Here is a 15,431-nt window from a genome sequence, read left to right on the forward strand (position 1 = left end):
CGTCGCCACTAGAGTGGAGTCGAGGCCCCGGTGGCCAAATGGATAAGGCAGCGAGCTTCTACCTCGCCGATTGCGGGTTCGATTCCTGCCCGGGGCGCCGGAGTGCGGCTGACTAGAGTGTCGTCAATGAGCGGCGAGCACCTGGTCTGGATCGACTGCGAGATGACGGGTCTCGACCTCGGTGTCGACGAGCTCGTCGAGGTCGCCGCTCTGGTCACCGACAGCGAGCTCCGGGTGCTCGGCGAAGGCGTCGACGTGGTGATCAAGCCGTCGTCCACCGCGCTGGACCAGATGAGCGACTTCGTCCGCGACATGCACACCCACTCGGGGCTGCTCGACCAGCTCGAGGCCGGAGTCACCCTCGCGGATGCCGAGCAGAAGGTGCTGGACTATCTGAAGCAGTACGTCCCCGAGGGCCGCCGCCCGCCGCTGGCCGGCAACTCGATCGGCACCGACCGGGCGTTCCTGGCCAAGCAGATGCCGACCCTCGAGGGCTACGTCCACTACCGCAACGTCGACGTCTCCAGCGTCAAGGAGCTCGCCCGCCGCTGGTACCCACGGACCTACTACCAGACCCCCTCCAAGCACGGGAACCACCGCGCCCTGGCCGACATCCAGGAGTCGATCGAGGAGCTCCGCTTCTATCGCGAGGCGATCTTCGTCCCCGCACCCGGTCCCGACTCCGCCACCGCCCGCGACATCGCCGGCCGGCACGGCGGCTCGGTCACCGGCACCAAGGCCGCGATCGAGCCCCCGACCGAGCCCGCGACCGAGACCCCGACCGAGGCCACCTCCGAAGGCTGATCGACCTCCGCCGACGGATTTCCGGCCCGCGCCGTCCAGCCGCTACACTTCTCGGGCTGCGAGGCCCTCCGAGGCGCTCGAGAGCATGGTGGGCGTAGCTCAGTTGGTAGAGCACCTGGTTGTGGTCCAGGAGGTCGCGGGTTCGAGACCCGTCGCTCACCCCACCCCCTCCGTTCCGGTCGGTCCGCCCTGGGTCACGACTCGGCATCGAAACCTTGCAGCGCTGCACACGCGCTCCGCGGCGCGGGCGACGATGCCTCCGGGACCAGCCGGTCCCTGGACCCAGGAGTCACCCGTGAGCCAGCCCCCGTACGGCTACGTCCCGCCCACGCCCGTCCCGGCCGTCTGGTCGGTCGTCGCCCCGCCGCACCGGTCGTCGACCGCGCACGTGGTGATCGCCTGGGTGCTCGCGGTGGGGACCGCGCTCTACCTGCTCCCCTGGGCCGTCGCCGCGACCCGCAACAAGCGCAACGTGGTGGCCATCGCCCTGATCAACCTGTTCCTCGGCTGGAGCCTGGTCGGCTGGGTCGCCGCGCTGGTGATGGCCTGCCTCAACGACGACCGCCCTGCGCACGGACCGGTCCTGGTCGCCGCCCTGCCGCCGCAGCCGGCCCTGCCGCAGTACGGGATCGCCCCAGCCCCGCCGGCCCTGTACGGCCCCAACCAGCTGCACCAGAGCAGCCCGACCTGGTCGGCGGCGACCCCACCGCGGCTCGACCAGCGTCCGGTGCCCGAACCGCCGGTCGGCTACTGGCCGCCGACCGTCTGACCCGCCCTCCGCCCGCCGCTGACCGGTCCGGGCGCCCGGGTCGGGAACAATGACGCCATGAGCGTCACCACCCGACCGAGCGCGACCGGCCGGCTGCGGCTCCGGCTGGCCACCCTGGCCGGCAGCGCCGCGGCGCTGGCCTCGCGCGCGGCCGGACGCGGCAGCGGGGCCTCGATCAAGGGCACGCTGCTGCTCCGGCTCGCCCCGGGCGCGCTCGGCACCCTGCTCGCGGGCAAGCGGGTGGCGATGGTGTCGGGCACCAACGGCAAGACCACCACGACGCACCTGCTGGCGGCCGCCGTCCGCGAGCAGCTGCGGGCCACCGGCGTGCCCGAGGACCGGCTGGTGCACAACGCCGACGGCGCCAACCTGCACCACGGGATCGCCTCGGCTCTGTCGGAGCGCCCCCGGGCCACCACCGCGGTGCTCGAGACCGACGAACGGGTGGTGGCCGACCTGATCCGGCTCGGGCGGCCCGAGGTGCTGGTGCTGCTCAACTTCAGCCGGGACCAGCTCGACCGGCACCACGAGATCACCGCGCTCGGACGCAGCTGGCGGATCGCCCTCGAGCGCGCCGGCGCCGACGGCCCGGTGGTGGTGGCCAACGCCGACGAGCCGCTGATCGTGTGGGCGGCGCAGACCGCACACCGCGTCGTCTACGTCGACACCGCCACCCAGTGGACCCAGGACGCCTCGCTCTGCCCGGCCTGCGGGGCGATGCTGCTCCGCGAGCAGCCCGACCACGTCGGCGGACGCGGGGGCTGGTGGCGCTGCTCGAGCTGCGACCTGGCGCAGCCCACCGCGTCATGGCGCGTCGTCGAGGACACCGTGGTCGGCCCGGACGGCCGGGTCTGGAGACCCGAGCTCCAGCTGCCGGGCGCCTTCAACGTCAGCAACGCCGCCTGCGCGCTGGCCGGTGCCGACGTCTTCGGGGTCGATCCGGAGATCGCGGTGCGCGGGATGCGGACGGTCACCGCGCCCGCCGGCCGGTTCGGCACGGCGCGGTTCGGGGACGTCACCGCCCGGCTGCTGCTGGCCAAGAACCCGGCCGGTTGGGCCGAGGCGCTCCCGCTGGCCCGGACCGGCACGGTGGTGCTGGCCATCGACTCCGCCGCCGCCGACGGCCGCGACGTGTCCTGGCTGTGGGACGTCGAGTACGAGCAGCTGGCCGGACGCACGGTGGTGGCCACCGGCCCGCGCGCGCAGGACCTGGCCGTCCGACTGACCTACGCCGGGGTCGAGCACCGCTGCGTCCCCGACCTCGCCGAGGCGCTCGCTGCGGCCGGAGCAGGCGACCAGGACGCGCCGGTCGACGTGATCGCCACCTACACGCCGTTCCAGCGGCTGCGCAAGATGGGAGGGCTGTGATGGCGAGCGCCGGGCGCGGTCGGGTCGAGGTGGTGCTGATCTACCAGTCGCTGCTGGGGATCTACGGGGACCGCGGCAACGCCACCGTGCTGGCCCGGCGGCTGGCCTGGCACGGCTTCACCCCCGAGCTCACCGTGGTCGAGCCGGGCGAGGCGCTGCCCGACACCGGCTCGATCTACCTGCTCGGTGGCGGTGAGGACGCCGCCCAGATCACCGCCGTGCGCGGGCTGACCGCCGACGGGGCGCTGCACCGGGCCGCCGACCGCGGCGCCGTGGTGTTCGCGGTCTGCGCGGGGTACCAGATCGTCGGCAACAGCTTCACCGTCGGCGCGGACGACACCGTGATCGACGGCCTCGGCCTGCTCGACGTCACCACCACCCGCGGCCCGGTCCGCGCGGTCGGGGAGATCCTCAGCCGCTGGGAGGACGACTCCCGGCCCGACGAGGAACGCTGGCTGACCGGCTTCGAGAACCACGGCGGCTACACCCGGCTCGGCGACCGCGCACGACCGCTGGCGCGGGTGGAGGTCGGCATCGGCAACTGCGGCGACGGCACCGAGGGCGCCGTCCAGGGCACGGTGATCGGCAGCTACCCGCACGGACCCGCCCTGGCCCGCAACCCGGCGTTGGCCGACCACCTGATCGCCACCGCGACCGGCGTCGAGCTCGCACCGCTCGACCGTCCGGAGATCACCGAGCTGCGCCGTCAGCGGCTGGCCGCGGTCCGCCGCTCCCCGCGCTGACCCCGAGCTGACTGCGCGCTGACTCCGCGCTGACTCCCGCGGTGGGAGGTCGGGGCGGCGCGCATAGGGTCGGGACCATGCAGACCCGCACCCTCGGACCGTTCACCGTCTCCGCCATCGGCCTCGGCGCGATGCCGTTCTCGATGGGCGGCAACGTCAAGCCCAGCGAGGAGCAGGCGATCGCCACCGTGCACGCCGCCCTCGACGCCGGGGTCACCTTCATCGACACCGCCGACGTGTACGCGCCGAGCTGGGACACCATGGGCCACAACGAGAAGATCGTGGCCAAGGCGCTCAAGAAGCTCGGCGGACGTCCCGACGGCGTGGTGATCGGCACCAAGGGTGGGATCACCCGCAGCCAGTGCGAGGAGTGGGGCCGCAACGCCTCGCTGGACTACCTGACCCAGGCGGTGGAGAAGTCGCTGGCCGCGCTCGAGGTCGACGTCATCGACCTCTACCAGTGGCACCGGCCCGACCGCTGGATGGTCTACGGCGACGCGATCGAGAACTTCAAGAAGCTGCAGGAGCAGGGCAAGATCAAGGCGGTCGGCATCTCCAACGCCAACGTCGAGGAGATCGACATCGCCGTGCAGGTGCTCGGTGAGGGTGGCCTGGCCAGCGTGCAGAACGAGTTCAGCCCGCGGTTCCGGTCGAGCCAGGACGAGCTCGACCGCTGCGGCGAGGTGGGCGCGGCCTTCCTGCCGTGGAGCCCGCTCGGCGGCACCAGCGGCGGCGCCACCCAGGTCGGTGAGGAGTTCGCGATCTTCGGCGAGATCGGGCAGGCGCACGGCGTCAGCCCGCAGCAGGTCGTGCTGGCCTGGGAGCTCTCGCTCGGCCGGCACGTGATCCCGATCCCCGGCGCCAGCCGGCCGGCCTCGATCACCGACTCGGCCCGGGCGGCCGATCTGCAGCTGACCGCCGACGAGCTGGCGGCGATCAACGCCACACGCTGACGGACAGGGTGTCCCGATGAGCGAGACCCGCGCCGACGTGGTGGTGGTCGGCGGTGGCCACAACGGTCTGGTCGCCGCCGCCTACCTGGCTCGGGCCGGACGCCGGGTGGTGGTCTGCGAGGCGAGGGACCGGTTCGGCGGTGCGGTGGCCGGCGACGCGGTCTTCCCCGGCGTCCCGGCCCGGCTGTCCCGGTTCAGCTACCTGGTCTCGCTGCTGCCGCAGCAGCTCGTCGACGACCTCGGCCTCGAGCTGCGGCTGCGCTCGCGCGCGGTGGCCAGCTACAGCCCGTACGAGCGCGACGGCCGGGCCGACGGGCTGCTGGTCGAGCGCCCGGAGGGTGAGGCCACCCGCAGGTCGTTCGCGACCCGCACCGGCGACCAGGCCGAGCACCGGCGCTGGCAGGAGTTCCACGACCGGATCGGCACCCTGGCCGCCGCGATCGCGCCGACCCTGACCGGCCCGCTCCCCCGTGCTGCCGAGCTCGCCGACCGGGTCGACCCGGAGCTGTGGTCGTTGGTCACCGAACGGCCGCTCGGCGAGCTGGTCGAAGGCACCTTCGCCGACGACCTCGTCCGGGGCACGGTGTTCACCGACGCGCTGATCGGCACCGAGAGCGGAGCCCACGACCCGACGCTCCGGCAGAACCGGTGCTTCCTCTACCACGTGGTCGGCCGCGGCACCGGGGAGTGGGCCGTGCCCCTCGGCGGGATGGGCGCCGTGGCCGACGCCCTCGTCGCCGCCGCCCGGCGGTCCGGCGCCGAGCTGCGTGAGCGGGCCGCGGTGACCGCCCTCGACGGGGACGGCCGCCGCTGGCGGGTCGTGCTGGCCGACGGTGACACCGTGGTCGCGCCGACGGTGCTGCTCAACTGCGCCGACGCCGTCACCGATCGGCTGCTCGGGCTGGAGCCGGACGACGTCCCCGAGGGCAACCAGCTGAAGATCAACATGCTGCTCCGCCGGCTGCCCGCGCTGGCCTCGGGGATCGACCCGCGGGTCGCGTTCGCCGGCACCCTGCACGTCGGCCAGGGCTACCGACGGCTGGCCGAGGCGCACGCACTGGCCACCGCCGGCGCACTGCCCGACCCGTTGCCCTGCGAGGTCTACTGCCACACCCTGACCGACCCGACGATCCTCGCTCCGGAGCTGGTGGCTCAGGGCTGGCAGACGCTCACCCTGTTCGGGCTGCACACGCCGGCCGGGCTCTTCCGCGCCGATCCCGACGGCGCGCGGGACCGGGCCGTGCGGGCGGCGCTCGAGGGGCTGCAGGCCGTGCTGGCCGAGCCGCTCGAGGACTGCCTGGCCCGCGATCCGGAGGGTCGCCCGTGCCTGGAGGCGATGAGCCCGCTCGACGTCGAGGCAGAGCTGGGGATGCCCGGCGGCCACATCTTCCACGGCGACCTCAGCTGGCCGTGGCTCGACGACGACGAGCCCGCCGGTAGTGCTGCCGAGCGCTGGGGCGTCGCCACCGACCACCCCGGGCTGCTGCGGTGCGGGTCGAGCAGCCGACGCGGCGGCGCGGTCTCCGCTCTGGGCGGTCACAGCGCCGCGATGGCGGTGCTGGAGGCCGCCGGCTGAGCCCGGTGTGCGCGTCCGAGTGCGGCGATTTCGGGTCCACCCGGTCGGCTGGTAGTGTCTTCCCTCGCGCGCCGCTAGCTCAATAGGCAGAGCAGCTGACTCTTAATCAGCGGGTTGGGGGTTCGATTCCCTCGCGGCGCACCATCCACCAGAACCGCCGGAGCCAGCAGGCTCCGGCGGTTCGTGCGTTTCTGGCGACCGTGCAGGGCACGACCTGGGAGCCCGCCCTCACGCGGGCGAAGCATGCTGGAACACAGCGAGCGACCCGGACTGCACTGGGCGCGGATGTCGACCGTCAGCAGCAGTCGCAGTCCGGGCCACACCCGGCGCAACCGTCGGCGGCCCGGACACTGAGCCCTGCAGGCGCACAACAGGCATCACCCCGCCAGGCGGTGATCCCCTCCCGGATCGCCAGCCCAGCGATGGCCAGAGCCACGACCGGATCGACCCAGGACCAGCCGAGCAGTGCGTTCACGACGAGACCGACGAGCAGTGCGCCCGACAGGTAGGTGCAGATCAAGGTCTGCTTGGAGTCGGCCACCGCGGTAGCCGACCCCAGCTGACGACCGGCGCGGCGCTGAGCGGCGGACAGCACCGGCATGATCAGCACCGACAAGGCCGCGAGCACGATGCCCGGCAGCGACGTACCTGCCTGATGACCGCGAAGGAGGGCCGTCAACGCGTCCACGCTGACGTAGGCGGCGAGAGCGAAGAACGACAGCGCGATGACGCGGAGAGCGCGGCGTTCACGGCGATCGCGTTGCTCAGGCGTGCGAGCCGCGAACTGCCACGCGACCGCGGCGGCCGAGGACACCTCGATGATCGAGTCGAGGCCGAAGGCCACCAACGCCACCGAGGACGCCAGCGCTCCGGCCGTGAGGGCCACGACGGCCTCCACGACGTTGTAACTGATGGTGGCCGCCACCAACCACCGGATCCGCCGGACCACCGCCTCACGTCGGGCCGGACTGAGCGGGCGAAGGCCGATCTCGATCGCCATTAGCAGCAACCCTCGCGGTCGGCGTCGACGCACTGCGGATCGGTGGCGACGGCGAGAACCGCCGAACGGACATCGGCGATGGCGTGCCCCAGACGCCGGTCAGCGAGCTCGTAGCGCTGCCTTCTCCCGACCGGAACGGCGACGACGAGTCCGCAATCGCGCAGACAAGCCAAGTGGTTCGACAGCCTGGCCCGGCTCACGCCCAGTTCCTCAGCCATGTCGGACGGGTAGGCGGATCCGCTCTGCAGGATCAGCAACAACCGACAGCGGATCGGGTCGGCCAGGGCCCGCCCGAACCGCGTCATCGCCTCGATCTCGTCAGCCAGCACCAGCACTCTGCTGACGTTACAGAGATGCCTTAATTCAGACAATCCTTGATCCGGGCACAGTCCGACGTGCAGCCAGCCCTGCCTTATTATCTGCGCATGATCGAAGGCATGCAGTCAAGCGAGGATGCCTACGTCGAGTTGGCAGTCGAGGTGTTCGCCATGCTTGCCGACCCCACGCGCGTGCGCATCGTCCTCGCCCTCGGCGACGGCGAGCTCTCGGTCAACACCATCGCCGACCTCATCGGCAAGTCCCCCACCGGCGTCTCGCAACACCTGGCCAAGCTGCGGATGGGTCGCATGGTCACCACCCGGCAGGAAGGCACCCGCGTCTTCTACAAGCTCGCCCACGACCACGTCAGCCAGCTCGTCCGCGACGCCATCCACCAAGCCGAACACGCGATCGACGAGATCCCCCGCCACCACCGCACCCCGAGTGAGACCGCGCCCGCTGGCCGGAGCACCGAGGGGGCCAGATGAACAGCCGCCAGCCCGTCGACAGCTCAGAGACCACCGAGGACCACCGCCACGGGCACGACCACGGGCACGACCACGGGCACGACCACGGGCACGACCACGGGCACGACCACGGGCATGCGCACCCGAAGGGGGTCAAGGGCTTCTTCCACGGACTGTTCGTCCCGCACAGCCATGATGCGTCCGACTCGATCGACGACGCGCTCGAGGCGAGTGCCGCCGGCATCCGCGCGGTCAAGCTGAGCCTGGTCGCCCTCGCCGTCACCGCCGCTCTCCAGACCGTCGTCTTCCTGGTGAGCGGCTCGGTCGCGCTACTCGCCGACACCATCCACAACTTCTCCGACGCCCTGACCGCCGTCCCGCTGTGGGTCGCCTTCGTCCTCGGCCGGCGCACCGCCACTCGCCGCTACACCTACGGCTACGGCCGCGTCGAAGACCTCGCCGGGCTCTTCATCGTCGCGATGATCGCGCTGTCCTCGATCCTGGCCGGTTACGAAGCCATCCGTCGCTTCTTCGCACCCCAACCGCTGGACAACCTCGGGTGGGTGCTGGTGGCCGGATTGATCGGCTTCGCCGGCAACGAGCTGGTGGCCGTCTACCGGATCCGCGTCGGCAGACAGATCGGATCGGCCGCACTCGTCGCCGACGGCATCCACGCCCGCACCGACGGCTTCACCTCACTCGCCGTCGTCCTCGGCGTCATCGGGGTCTGGCTCGGCTTCCCCCTCGCCGACCCGATCGTCGGACTCCTCATCAGCATCGCCATCGTCGTACTGCTGATCGGCACCGCCCGCGACATCGGCCGCCGGCTCCTCGACGGCGTTGACCCCACCCTGGTCGCCCGCGGCGAGAACGTGCTGCGAACCGTGCCCGGGATCCTCGACGTCCGCGAGGTCCGCATGCGCTGGCTCGGGCACCGCCTGTCCGTGGAAGCCACCGTGACCACCGATCCGACACTTCCGGTGGGGCGCTTTCACCAGCTCGAACACCAGGCCGACCAGGCCATCCACTCCGCCCTGTCAGGCGTGGACGTGGTGCGACTCCATCCCGCGACCCACCACGAGGCTCAACAGATTCCTGTGAAGCTCTGCTGAGTCTGGCCCTCATGGATGGCAAGAGCAGCGAACCCGTCCTGAGCGGACCAGCAAGCGGCCGCCGGCCCCGGCGAGTCGATTATACCCCTGGGGGTATATTCGGGTCATGACCTACGCGCTGCGCACTACCGTCGAACGACCTCACGCGACCGTCCTGGCCGACACCCGTCGAGCCCTGGCGGACCAGGGCTTCGGCGTGCTCACCGAGATCGATCTGCAGGCCACGCTGAAGGCCAAGCTCGACGCGGAGATCGCCCCCCAGGTGATCCTCGGCGCGTGTCGGCCCCCGCTGGCCCACGCCGCGATCGAGGCGGAACCGTCGATCGGCCTGTTGCTGCCCTGCAACGTCGTGGTGAGGGCGAGCTCGGACACCACCACCGTGGTCGAGGCGGTCGACCCGCAGATGATGCTGGCGGTGACAGGCAACCCCACGCTCCAGGCGGTGTCCGACGAGGCCGCTGGTCGGCTGCGCACCGCACTCGACGCCCTCGGTGGCACTCGTGTGGAGCAGGCTTGATGGTCCAGCTCGACCAGTCGGCCGTCCGGCCGGCAGCCAATCGACTCAAGCGAGCGCGCGGCCAGCTGGACGCGGTGATCCGCATGCTCGACGAGGGCCAGGACTGCGAGGACGTCGTCACCCAGCTGGCTGCGGTGAGCCGAGCGCTCGACCGGGCCGGATTCTCGATCGTGGCCACCGGGCTCAAGCAGTGCATCGCCGACGACGGCGTCGAGAGCCTGGACGTCCAGAAGATGGAGAAGCTGTTCCTCTCCCTCGCCTGAAGCCCGGGTCAGAGCCCTGGAGCCCTATACCCCCCGGTGGTATGTGAACTGCGCGGTACGGTGAGTGGGTGGAGACGTTCGGTCGGCACCGTGCCGGTCGGTCGCGCGCGCTCCTTCTGCTCGCCGTGATCCTCACCGCGCTGGGCGTCATCGCCATGCACCAGCTGTCCGGTGACCACGGCGGGATGAGCGTCGCCGCACCGGAACAGGCCGTCGCCGCGGGGCCGAACGGGATGACACCGCACAGCTATCGCGGCGATCCGAGTGCGTCTTCTCCGGGCATCGGCACGGACCGCGCGCCGGCGGGCCTCGTGGGACGTCCTGATCAGCAGGTGACGCAGATGACCTGCCTGGCCGTGCTGCTGCTCCTGGTCGTTGCGGTCTGGCACCGGAGCTCGCTCCAGCCTCGCGTGTTCCGTGCGTTCGCCGCCTTGAGGACCGTCGGCGTCCTCACCGGTCGTCGTTCACGCGGACCAACTCTCCGCGAGCTGTGCATCAGCAGGACCTGATCCCGTCCCACCGACGTCCCCGCCGAGCCCGTCCCGGGCTCCGCGGCAGCTCCGTCGGCACAGACCGACCAGACCCTCTGATCACTCTCGAAAGGCACCACACCATGCGTTCCACCACGTCTCGGCAGACCCGGCGTCTTGCCGTGGCCGCCCTCACCGCGGCCGTCACCCTGCTGGCCGGAGCCTGCAGCAACACCTCCACGATGTCGGGCATGCCCGGCATGGGCGCGAACACGCCGACCACCAGCTCCACCGCCGGGACGGCAGCACCGGCGACCGGAGCGCACAACGATGCGGACGTGATGTTCGCCCAGATGATGATCCCGCACCACCGCCAGGCGGTCGAAATGAGCGACATGATCCTGGCCAAGTCCGGGATCGACCACGACGTCACCGCCCTCGCCACGAAGATCAAAGCCGCTCAGGCACCGGAGATCACCATGATGAGCGGCTGGCTGGCCGGCTGGGGAGAGGACCCCAGTCCGTCTGCCGGCGGCATGGGCGGGATGGACCACGGCGGCACGGGCGACGGCATGATGAGCCAGGCCGACATGGACAAGCTGAAGAACGCCTCCGGGAACGAAGCCGCCAAGCTCTTCCTCAACGGCATGATCACCCACCACAAGGGCGCCATCACCATGGCCGAGAGCGAGCTCGCCAACGGCCAGAACGCTCAGGCCAAGACACTCGCGCAGAGCATCGTCACCAGTCAGTCGGCCGAGATCACGACCATGACCGAACTGCTGGCTGACGTGAGATAGCCGGCTACTGGTTCTCGCCGAAACGCGGTGGGGTGCCCGTCAGTGGCGGGCACCCCAGGCGGCGGACGGGGCTCAGGCAGCCGGACGTCGCCCCACGGTGCTGAGTCTGGCTCTGTGGGGTGAAGGGCGGCGCTGGGCACAGCCGGGCGGCGGCCAGGTCCTCGCTCCGCCTCGGGCGGTCCTCCGGTCGACGCAGTGTCACGACCTGTTCCACACCTCCACGCCGGGTCCGGAACACTCGGCCGCCGCCACACCACGGCCTGCCGTCAGCATCAGAAGCGACTCGACCGGGCCGCGGACCTCAGGCCCGACGCCGTGAACCCAGTCAGCATCCGAGGCCACGAGCCGGACTCTCGACACGCGGCGCCGGCTGGGCAGGGTGGGTGCGCGCAGGGCGATCCGCAACGCTGCCAGAACCCGTTCGATCGGGATCGTCCGCGGTTTCCCGAGCGGACGACGGATGTCCTGCTGATGGATCATGCCGTCGGTGAGAGCGATTCCGCCTCCGAACCCCGCCGTGAGCCCGGCCGGTCGCAGGTGCTCACGCATCCGTGCGGTCAGATCAGCGGGCGACGCAGGTGTGAACGGCGCCATCGCGAGCTCGTTCGCCGACGTCCGCCCGACCTTGCCGCGCACGATCAACCGCATCGCCGCCGGCAGGGACAGGTCCTCGAAGCTCAGGACGTGCGCAACGACGTCACGCACAGACCACCCCTCACACAGGGTGGCAGCTCCCCAATCCGTCTCCCGCAGCTCGTCGAGCAGCCGCAGGAAGTCTGCACGCTCGTCTACCGCGAACGACATCAAGGAAGGAGCCACCTGGCCAGGATGCCGCAGAGCGGATGCGGAGTTCGATCCCCTCGCGGCGCACCGCCCATCGGAACCGGTTCCGTTCCGCGAGCCCCTCTGCCGTACCGAACAGGGTGCGCGGCTCCGCCGGCGACACTTCTGTACCGACGGAGCCTGGGCACGCACCGATCCCGGGATCTCCGGCGCACCTGAGCCATGCCTAGCCGCTCCACAGAGCACCGCCAACCAGCCGCCGACCGATCGGACGCCAGAGGTAGCCAAGGCTTCGTTTTCTGGCATAGTCGACGTCGTCCGTGGCCGAGCCACCCGCCCGGGCTGCCTGCGACACCGTGCGGGAGGACGTCGTGGAGTTCGCTTCCAGAAGCTTCAAGATCGTCCGCTTCAGCACCACCAGCCCCGACGAGGGACACGCCTACCTGCGCCGGACCTACACCGACTTCGCGCTGGCCATCCGTGGGTCGGAGCAGGACTTCCGCTTCAGCAGTGACTTCACCCGGATCGCCACCGGCTCGATCAGCCGGGTCCGGCACTCGATGGCGGTCGCCCTGCACGCCCGCGACGGCATCGACCGGCTCGGCGTCCACCAGCGCGGTCGCCGACCGCCGGCTACGAGGCGACCCGGCGCGAACACCGGCTCGGCACCGGTGCGGCGGTGGTACTGCCCCCCACCGTTCCCTACCGGGTGAGCTGGCGCAGCCTCGACGCCTCGATGGTGCTGCTGGACGCCAGTCTCGTCGACGACGTCGCCGCCCAGGCCGACCCCACCGGGCAGGGTCCCGGGCACGTCGAGTTCAGCTTCGACAGCGCGGTCTCACCGGTCGCCGCGCTGCAGTGGAACCAGGTCGTCACCCTGGTGCAGCGGGTCGCCGTCGCCAACGCCGGCCACCCCGACGGAGCGCTGCTCGCCGACAGCCTCAACCGCCTGCTCAGCGCCACCGCCCTGACCTGCTTCCGCAACACCAGCCTCCGCGCCGACGACGTCCCGGTCGGCGGCTGCCCCCCGGCCTCGCTGCGTCGAGCCGTCGCGTTCATCGACTCCCATCTCGACCGGCCCGTGACCCTCGGTGAGATCGCCGCCGCCGCCCGGGTCACTCCGCGTGCCCTGCAGCCCACCTTCCGCCGCCATCTCGGGACCACGCCGATGGGCTATCTCCGCCGGGCCCGCCTCGCCGCCGCCCACCACGACCTGCGGAACGCCGAGCCGGGAGACGGGCAGACCGTGACCGCCATCGCCGCCCGGTGGGGCTTTCCCAGCCTGCCCCGCTTCGGGGTCGCCTACCGGCAGGCCTACGGTCAGCCGCCCAGCGTCACCCTGAGGAAGGACTGACGTGGACGACCGCGAAACCGGGGTGAGGCGGACCGCCTTCTCCTCGACCGACCCGGATGTCATCCACCAGCACTGCCGGTCGATGTTCGGCCCCCGGCTCGCGGTCGAGAGCAGCGACGGAGCCTGGAGCATCGACGCCTCCTGCGCCGATACCGACGGCCTGGGTCTGGCCACGCTCCGGCTGGGGGTCGACGTCCGCTACGTGTCGGTCGGCGACGACACCGTCCTGGTCGAGACCGTTCGCGAGGGGCGGGTGGCGACCACCGGCCGCTCCGAATTTCGCCAGGCCAGTCGCGAGGTCGTCGCGGTGGTCTGCAACACCGCCCGTCGCGCGACGGTTGTCACGCTGACGTCCTCGGCGCCCGGCACCAGAGCGGCCACCAGCTCGACGCCCCGCCGCAGCCGTCCCCGCGAGTCGGTGTCCACCCCGATCTCGCGGGAGAAACGGGCTCCGGCGTCGCCGCGGCCGGCGACGAAGCGACCGTGATGCATCCTGCCTCCGCCCAAGCCGAACCGGCCCGAGCGCTCGGCTGGACTCCGGACCCGAAGATCATTGCAGACCACCACGGCCCGGCGAGGACCCGCTGACGCCCGGACGTGTCGCCGGTCGGCCAGAATGGCCGTCATGACCGATCCCAGCCCGCGCACCGAGGGCGCCGAGCGGGCGACCACCCCGGAGGAGGTCGCGCCCGGGCTGATGCACATCGGCGCGGTTGCGGACCGGACCGAGATGTCGATCCGGACGCTCCGGCACTACGACGAGGTGGGCCTGGTCCCGCCCTCGGCCCGGAGCGCCGGCGGGTTCCGGCTCTATACCGAGGCCGACGTCGACCGGATCCGCACCATCCGACGGATGAAGCCGCTCGGCTTCAGCCTCGAGGAGATGCGCCAGCTGCTCGAGGCCGTCGACCTGCTCTCCACCCCCGGTGCGGACCACGACGCCGCCCGGCAGACCGTCGACCGCTTCCACCGCCAGGCGGTCGCCAACTACGAGCGGCTGCAGCTGCACCTCCGGTACGCCGCGGAGTTCGTCGGCCTGCTCGACGGCATCCGGCTGCGGGACTGAGCCACCCGGGCCGGCCCGAGGGCTGCCGCCGCACGAAGAAACCTCCAATCCTGAGAGGTTAGTGTGTGGATCGCGGGCGTGACCCGTGACCGATGCTCATGCGATCCAGCGGACCAGTGCTCCGTGGGAGGCCCCCGATGCCCGTCCAGCAGGTCCCGACTCCGTGCGGTGTCGGTGACGACAACTCTCCGGCAACGGTCGAGTGGCCCGCCGCGAGCGTGGTGATCCCCGCGCGTGACGCGGCCACCACGCTCGGCGAGGCGCTGGCCGCGCTGGCCACTCAGGACTACCCGGGCTGGTGGGAGGTGCTGGTGGTCGCCGGCGGGTCCACGGACGCCACTGCCGCGCTGGCCCGCACCTACGCCGACCGGCTGCCCCGGCTGACCGTGCTCGAGGACGCCCTGCCCGCCGGCGCCGCGGCGGCGCAGAACCGCGGGATCGCGGCGAGCCGGGGCGACGTGCTGGTCTTCCTCGACGCCGACGACGTGGTCGAGCCCGGCTATCTGCTGGCCATGGGGCGTGCGCTCGCGACCCGTGACTTCGTCGCCGGACGGCTGGACCTCGGTCGGCTCAACGCTCCGGAGGCGGTGCGGCGGCAGCGGCCGCTCCAGTCCTCTGGGCTCGACGTGTTCTGCGGCTGGAGGCCGGCCGTGGTCGGCGCCGCGATGGGCGCCCGCCGCACGGTCGTCGAGCAGCTCGGCGGGTTTGACGAGGAGCTCACGACCCAGCAGGACCTCGATCTCTCGTGGCGACTGATGGACGCCGGTCACGACCCGCTCTTCGTCCGCGACGCCGTCGTCCAGTACCGGTACCGGGCCACTCCGGCCTCGGTGTTCCGCCAGCAGCGGTCCTACGGCGAGGGCGAGGTGCGGCTCTTCCGGAAGCACCACGCCGAGGGGATGCCGCGGCGCACCGTGCTGCAGGTCGGCGCGTCCTACGTCCGGTTGGCCCGCGCCGCGCTCGGGCTCCGCACCCCCGCCGGACGGATGCGCTGCGCCACCATGGCGGGTCTGCTCTGGGGACGCCTGCGCGGCAGCATCACCCAGCGCACCCTCTATCTCTGACCCC

At 71.7% G+C, this 15,431-nt stretch carries 20 protein-coding genes and 3 tRNA genes; 20 read left to right on the forward strand and 3 right to left on the reverse strand.

What is annotated here, in order from left to right:
- The first annotated feature begins 24 nt into the window (after nucleotides 1-24).
- The 9 genes from FHX74_RS18690 to FHX74_RS18730 all read left to right on the forward strand — a co-directional run bounded on the left by FHX74_RS18690 (nucleotide 25) and on the right by FHX74_RS18730 (nucleotide 6,357).
- Nucleotides 25-97: transfer RNA gene (locus FHX74_RS18690), tRNA-Arg, on the forward strand.
- Between the two features lie 29 nt (nucleotides 98-126).
- Complete coding sequence (gene orn / locus FHX74_RS18695; protein ID WP_182561692.1) at nucleotides 127-804, forward strand: oligoribonuclease; 678 nt, start codon at nucleotides 127-129, stop codon at nucleotides 802-804.
- An 88-nt stretch (nucleotides 805-892) separates the two neighbouring features.
- Nucleotides 893-968, forward strand: a tRNA-His gene (locus FHX74_RS18700).
- A 131-nt stretch (nucleotides 969-1,099) separates the two neighbouring features.
- Nucleotides 1,100-1,573 (forward strand): superinfection immunity protein, encoded by a 474-nt coding sequence (locus FHX74_RS18705; protein WP_220484159.1) that lies wholly within the window; start codon nucleotides 1,100-1,102, stop codon nucleotides 1,571-1,573.
- Nucleotides 1,574-1,819: 246 nt separating this feature from the next.
- Nucleotides 1,820-2,941: a Mur ligase family protein gene (locus FHX74_RS18710; protein WP_328823933.1), complete on the forward strand. Its 1,122-nt coding sequence runs from the start codon at nucleotides 1,820-1,822 to the stop codon at nucleotides 2,939-2,941.
- Entirely contained in the window at nucleotides 2,941-3,684 is a 744-nt protein-coding gene (locus FHX74_RS18715; RefSeq protein WP_182561695.1) for a type 1 glutamine amidotransferase, read from the forward strand. Before FHX74_RS18710 ends, FHX74_RS18715 begins: the two co-directional genes overlap by 1 nt.
- A 77-nt stretch (nucleotides 3,685-3,761) precedes the next feature.
- On the forward strand, nucleotides 3,762-4,637 hold the full coding sequence (locus FHX74_RS18720; protein WP_182561696.1) for an aldo/keto reductase: 876 nt from the start codon (nucleotides 3,762-3,764) through the stop codon (nucleotides 4,635-4,637).
- A gap of 16 nt (nucleotides 4,638-4,653) precedes the next feature.
- The gene (locus FHX74_RS18725; protein ID WP_182561697.1) at nucleotides 4,654-6,213 is read left to right on the forward strand and encodes a phytoene desaturase family protein; all 1,560 of its coding nucleotides are present in this window, start codon (nucleotides 4,654-4,656) and stop codon (nucleotides 6,211-6,213) included.
- A 68-nt stretch (nucleotides 6,214-6,281) separates the two neighbouring features.
- Nucleotides 6,282-6,357, forward strand: a tRNA-Lys gene (locus FHX74_RS18730).
- A gap of 151 nt (nucleotides 6,358-6,508) precedes the next feature.
- On the opposite strand, the gene FHX74_RS18735 is transcribed toward FHX74_RS18730, so the two are convergent.
- Entirely contained in the window at nucleotides 6,509-7,213 is a 705-nt protein-coding gene (locus FHX74_RS18735; protein ID WP_182561698.1) for a cation transporter, read from the reverse strand.
- Nucleotides 7,213-7,548, reverse strand: a complete 336-nt coding sequence (locus FHX74_RS18740; RefSeq protein ID WP_328823924.1) for an ArsR/SmtB family transcription factor — start codon at nucleotides 7,546-7,548, stop codon at nucleotides 7,213-7,215. The genes FHX74_RS18735 and FHX74_RS18740 overlap by 1 nt, the downstream gene beginning before the upstream one ends.
- Nucleotides 7,549-7,638: 90 nt before the next feature.
- On the opposite strand from FHX74_RS18740, the gene FHX74_RS18745 reads away from it, so the two are divergent.
- The 6 genes from FHX74_RS18745 (at nucleotide 7,639) to FHX74_RS18770 (ending at nucleotide 11,160) form a co-directional block, all read left to right on the forward strand.
- The gene (locus tag FHX74_RS18745) at nucleotides 7,639-8,019 is read left to right on the forward strand and encodes an ArsR/SmtB family transcription factor (RefSeq protein ID WP_182561699.1); all 381 of its coding nucleotides are present in this window, start codon (nucleotides 7,639-7,641) and stop codon (nucleotides 8,017-8,019) included.
- Nucleotides 8,016-9,110, forward strand: coding sequence for a cation diffusion facilitator family transporter (locus FHX74_RS18750; RefSeq protein ID WP_182561700.1), 1,095 nt, complete (start codon nucleotides 8,016-8,018; stop codon nucleotides 9,108-9,110). Before FHX74_RS18745 ends, FHX74_RS18750 begins: the two co-directional genes overlap by 4 nt.
- 106 nt (nucleotides 9,111-9,216) lie before the next feature.
- A complete protein-coding gene (locus tag FHX74_RS18755) occupies nucleotides 9,217-9,627 on the forward strand; it encodes a DUF302 domain-containing protein (RefSeq protein ID WP_182561701.1) in 411 nt (136 codons plus the stop codon).
- Nucleotides 9,627-9,890, forward strand: a complete 264-nt coding sequence (locus FHX74_RS18760; RefSeq protein WP_182561702.1) for a metal-sensitive transcriptional regulator — start codon at nucleotides 9,627-9,629, stop codon at nucleotides 9,888-9,890. Before FHX74_RS18755 ends, FHX74_RS18760 begins: the two co-directional genes overlap by 1 nt.
- 68 nt (nucleotides 9,891-9,958) lie before the next feature.
- Nucleotides 9,959-10,399, forward strand: coding sequence for a hypothetical protein (locus FHX74_RS18765; protein WP_182561703.1), 441 nt, complete (start codon nucleotides 9,959-9,961; stop codon nucleotides 10,397-10,399).
- Nucleotides 10,400-10,542: 143 nt separating this feature from the next.
- Nucleotides 10,543-11,160, forward strand: coding sequence for a DUF305 domain-containing protein (locus FHX74_RS18770; protein ID WP_328823925.1), 618 nt, complete (start codon nucleotides 10,543-10,545; stop codon nucleotides 11,158-11,160).
- Nucleotides 11,161-11,358: 198 nt separating this feature from the next.
- Here the strand turns inward: FHX74_RS18770 and FHX74_RS18775 are convergent, their stop codons facing one another.
- Nucleotides 11,359-11,979 carry a maleylpyruvate isomerase family mycothiol-dependent enzyme gene (locus tag FHX74_RS18775; protein ID WP_182561705.1) on the reverse strand — a complete coding sequence of 207 codons (621 nt, stop codon included), beginning with the start codon at nucleotides 11,977-11,979 and terminating at the stop codon, nucleotides 11,359-11,361.
- Between the two features lie 335 nt (nucleotides 11,980-12,314).
- On the opposite strand from FHX74_RS18775, the gene FHX74_RS18780 reads away from it, so the two are divergent.
- The 5 genes from FHX74_RS18780 (at nucleotide 12,315) to FHX74_RS18800 (ending at nucleotide 15,427) form a co-directional block, all read left to right on the forward strand.
- Complete coding sequence (locus FHX74_RS18780) at nucleotides 12,315-12,656, forward strand: hypothetical protein (RefSeq protein WP_182561706.1); 342 nt, start codon at nucleotides 12,315-12,317, stop codon at nucleotides 12,654-12,656.
- On the forward strand, nucleotides 12,623-13,297 hold the full coding sequence (locus FHX74_RS18785) for a helix-turn-helix transcriptional regulator (RefSeq protein WP_182561707.1): 675 nt from the start codon (nucleotides 12,623-12,625) through the stop codon (nucleotides 13,295-13,297). The genes FHX74_RS18780 and FHX74_RS18785 overlap by 34 nt, the downstream gene beginning before the upstream one ends.
- 1 nt (nucleotide 13,298) lies before the next feature.
- Nucleotides 13,299-13,784, forward strand: coding sequence for a hypothetical protein (locus tag FHX74_RS18790; protein ID WP_182561708.1), 486 nt, complete (start codon nucleotides 13,299-13,301; stop codon nucleotides 13,782-13,784).
- A 138-nt stretch (nucleotides 13,785-13,922) separates the two neighbouring features.
- Nucleotides 13,923-14,363 (forward strand): MerR family transcriptional regulator, encoded by a 441-nt coding sequence (locus tag FHX74_RS18795; RefSeq protein ID WP_220484160.1) that lies wholly within the window; start codon nucleotides 13,923-13,925, stop codon nucleotides 14,361-14,363.
- A gap of 137 nt (nucleotides 14,364-14,500) precedes the next feature.
- Nucleotides 14,501-15,427: a glycosyltransferase gene (locus FHX74_RS18800; RefSeq protein WP_182561709.1), complete on the forward strand. Its 927-nt coding sequence runs from the start codon at nucleotides 14,501-14,503 to the stop codon at nucleotides 15,425-15,427.
- Nucleotides 15,428-15,431 lie beyond the last annotated feature (4 nt).

The sequence above is a fragment of the Microlunatus kandeliicorticis genome (assembly GCF_014137855.1).
Taxonomy (GTDB): Bacteria; Actinomycetota; Actinomycetes; order Propionibacteriales; family Propionibacteriaceae; genus Microlunatus; species Microlunatus kandeliicorticis.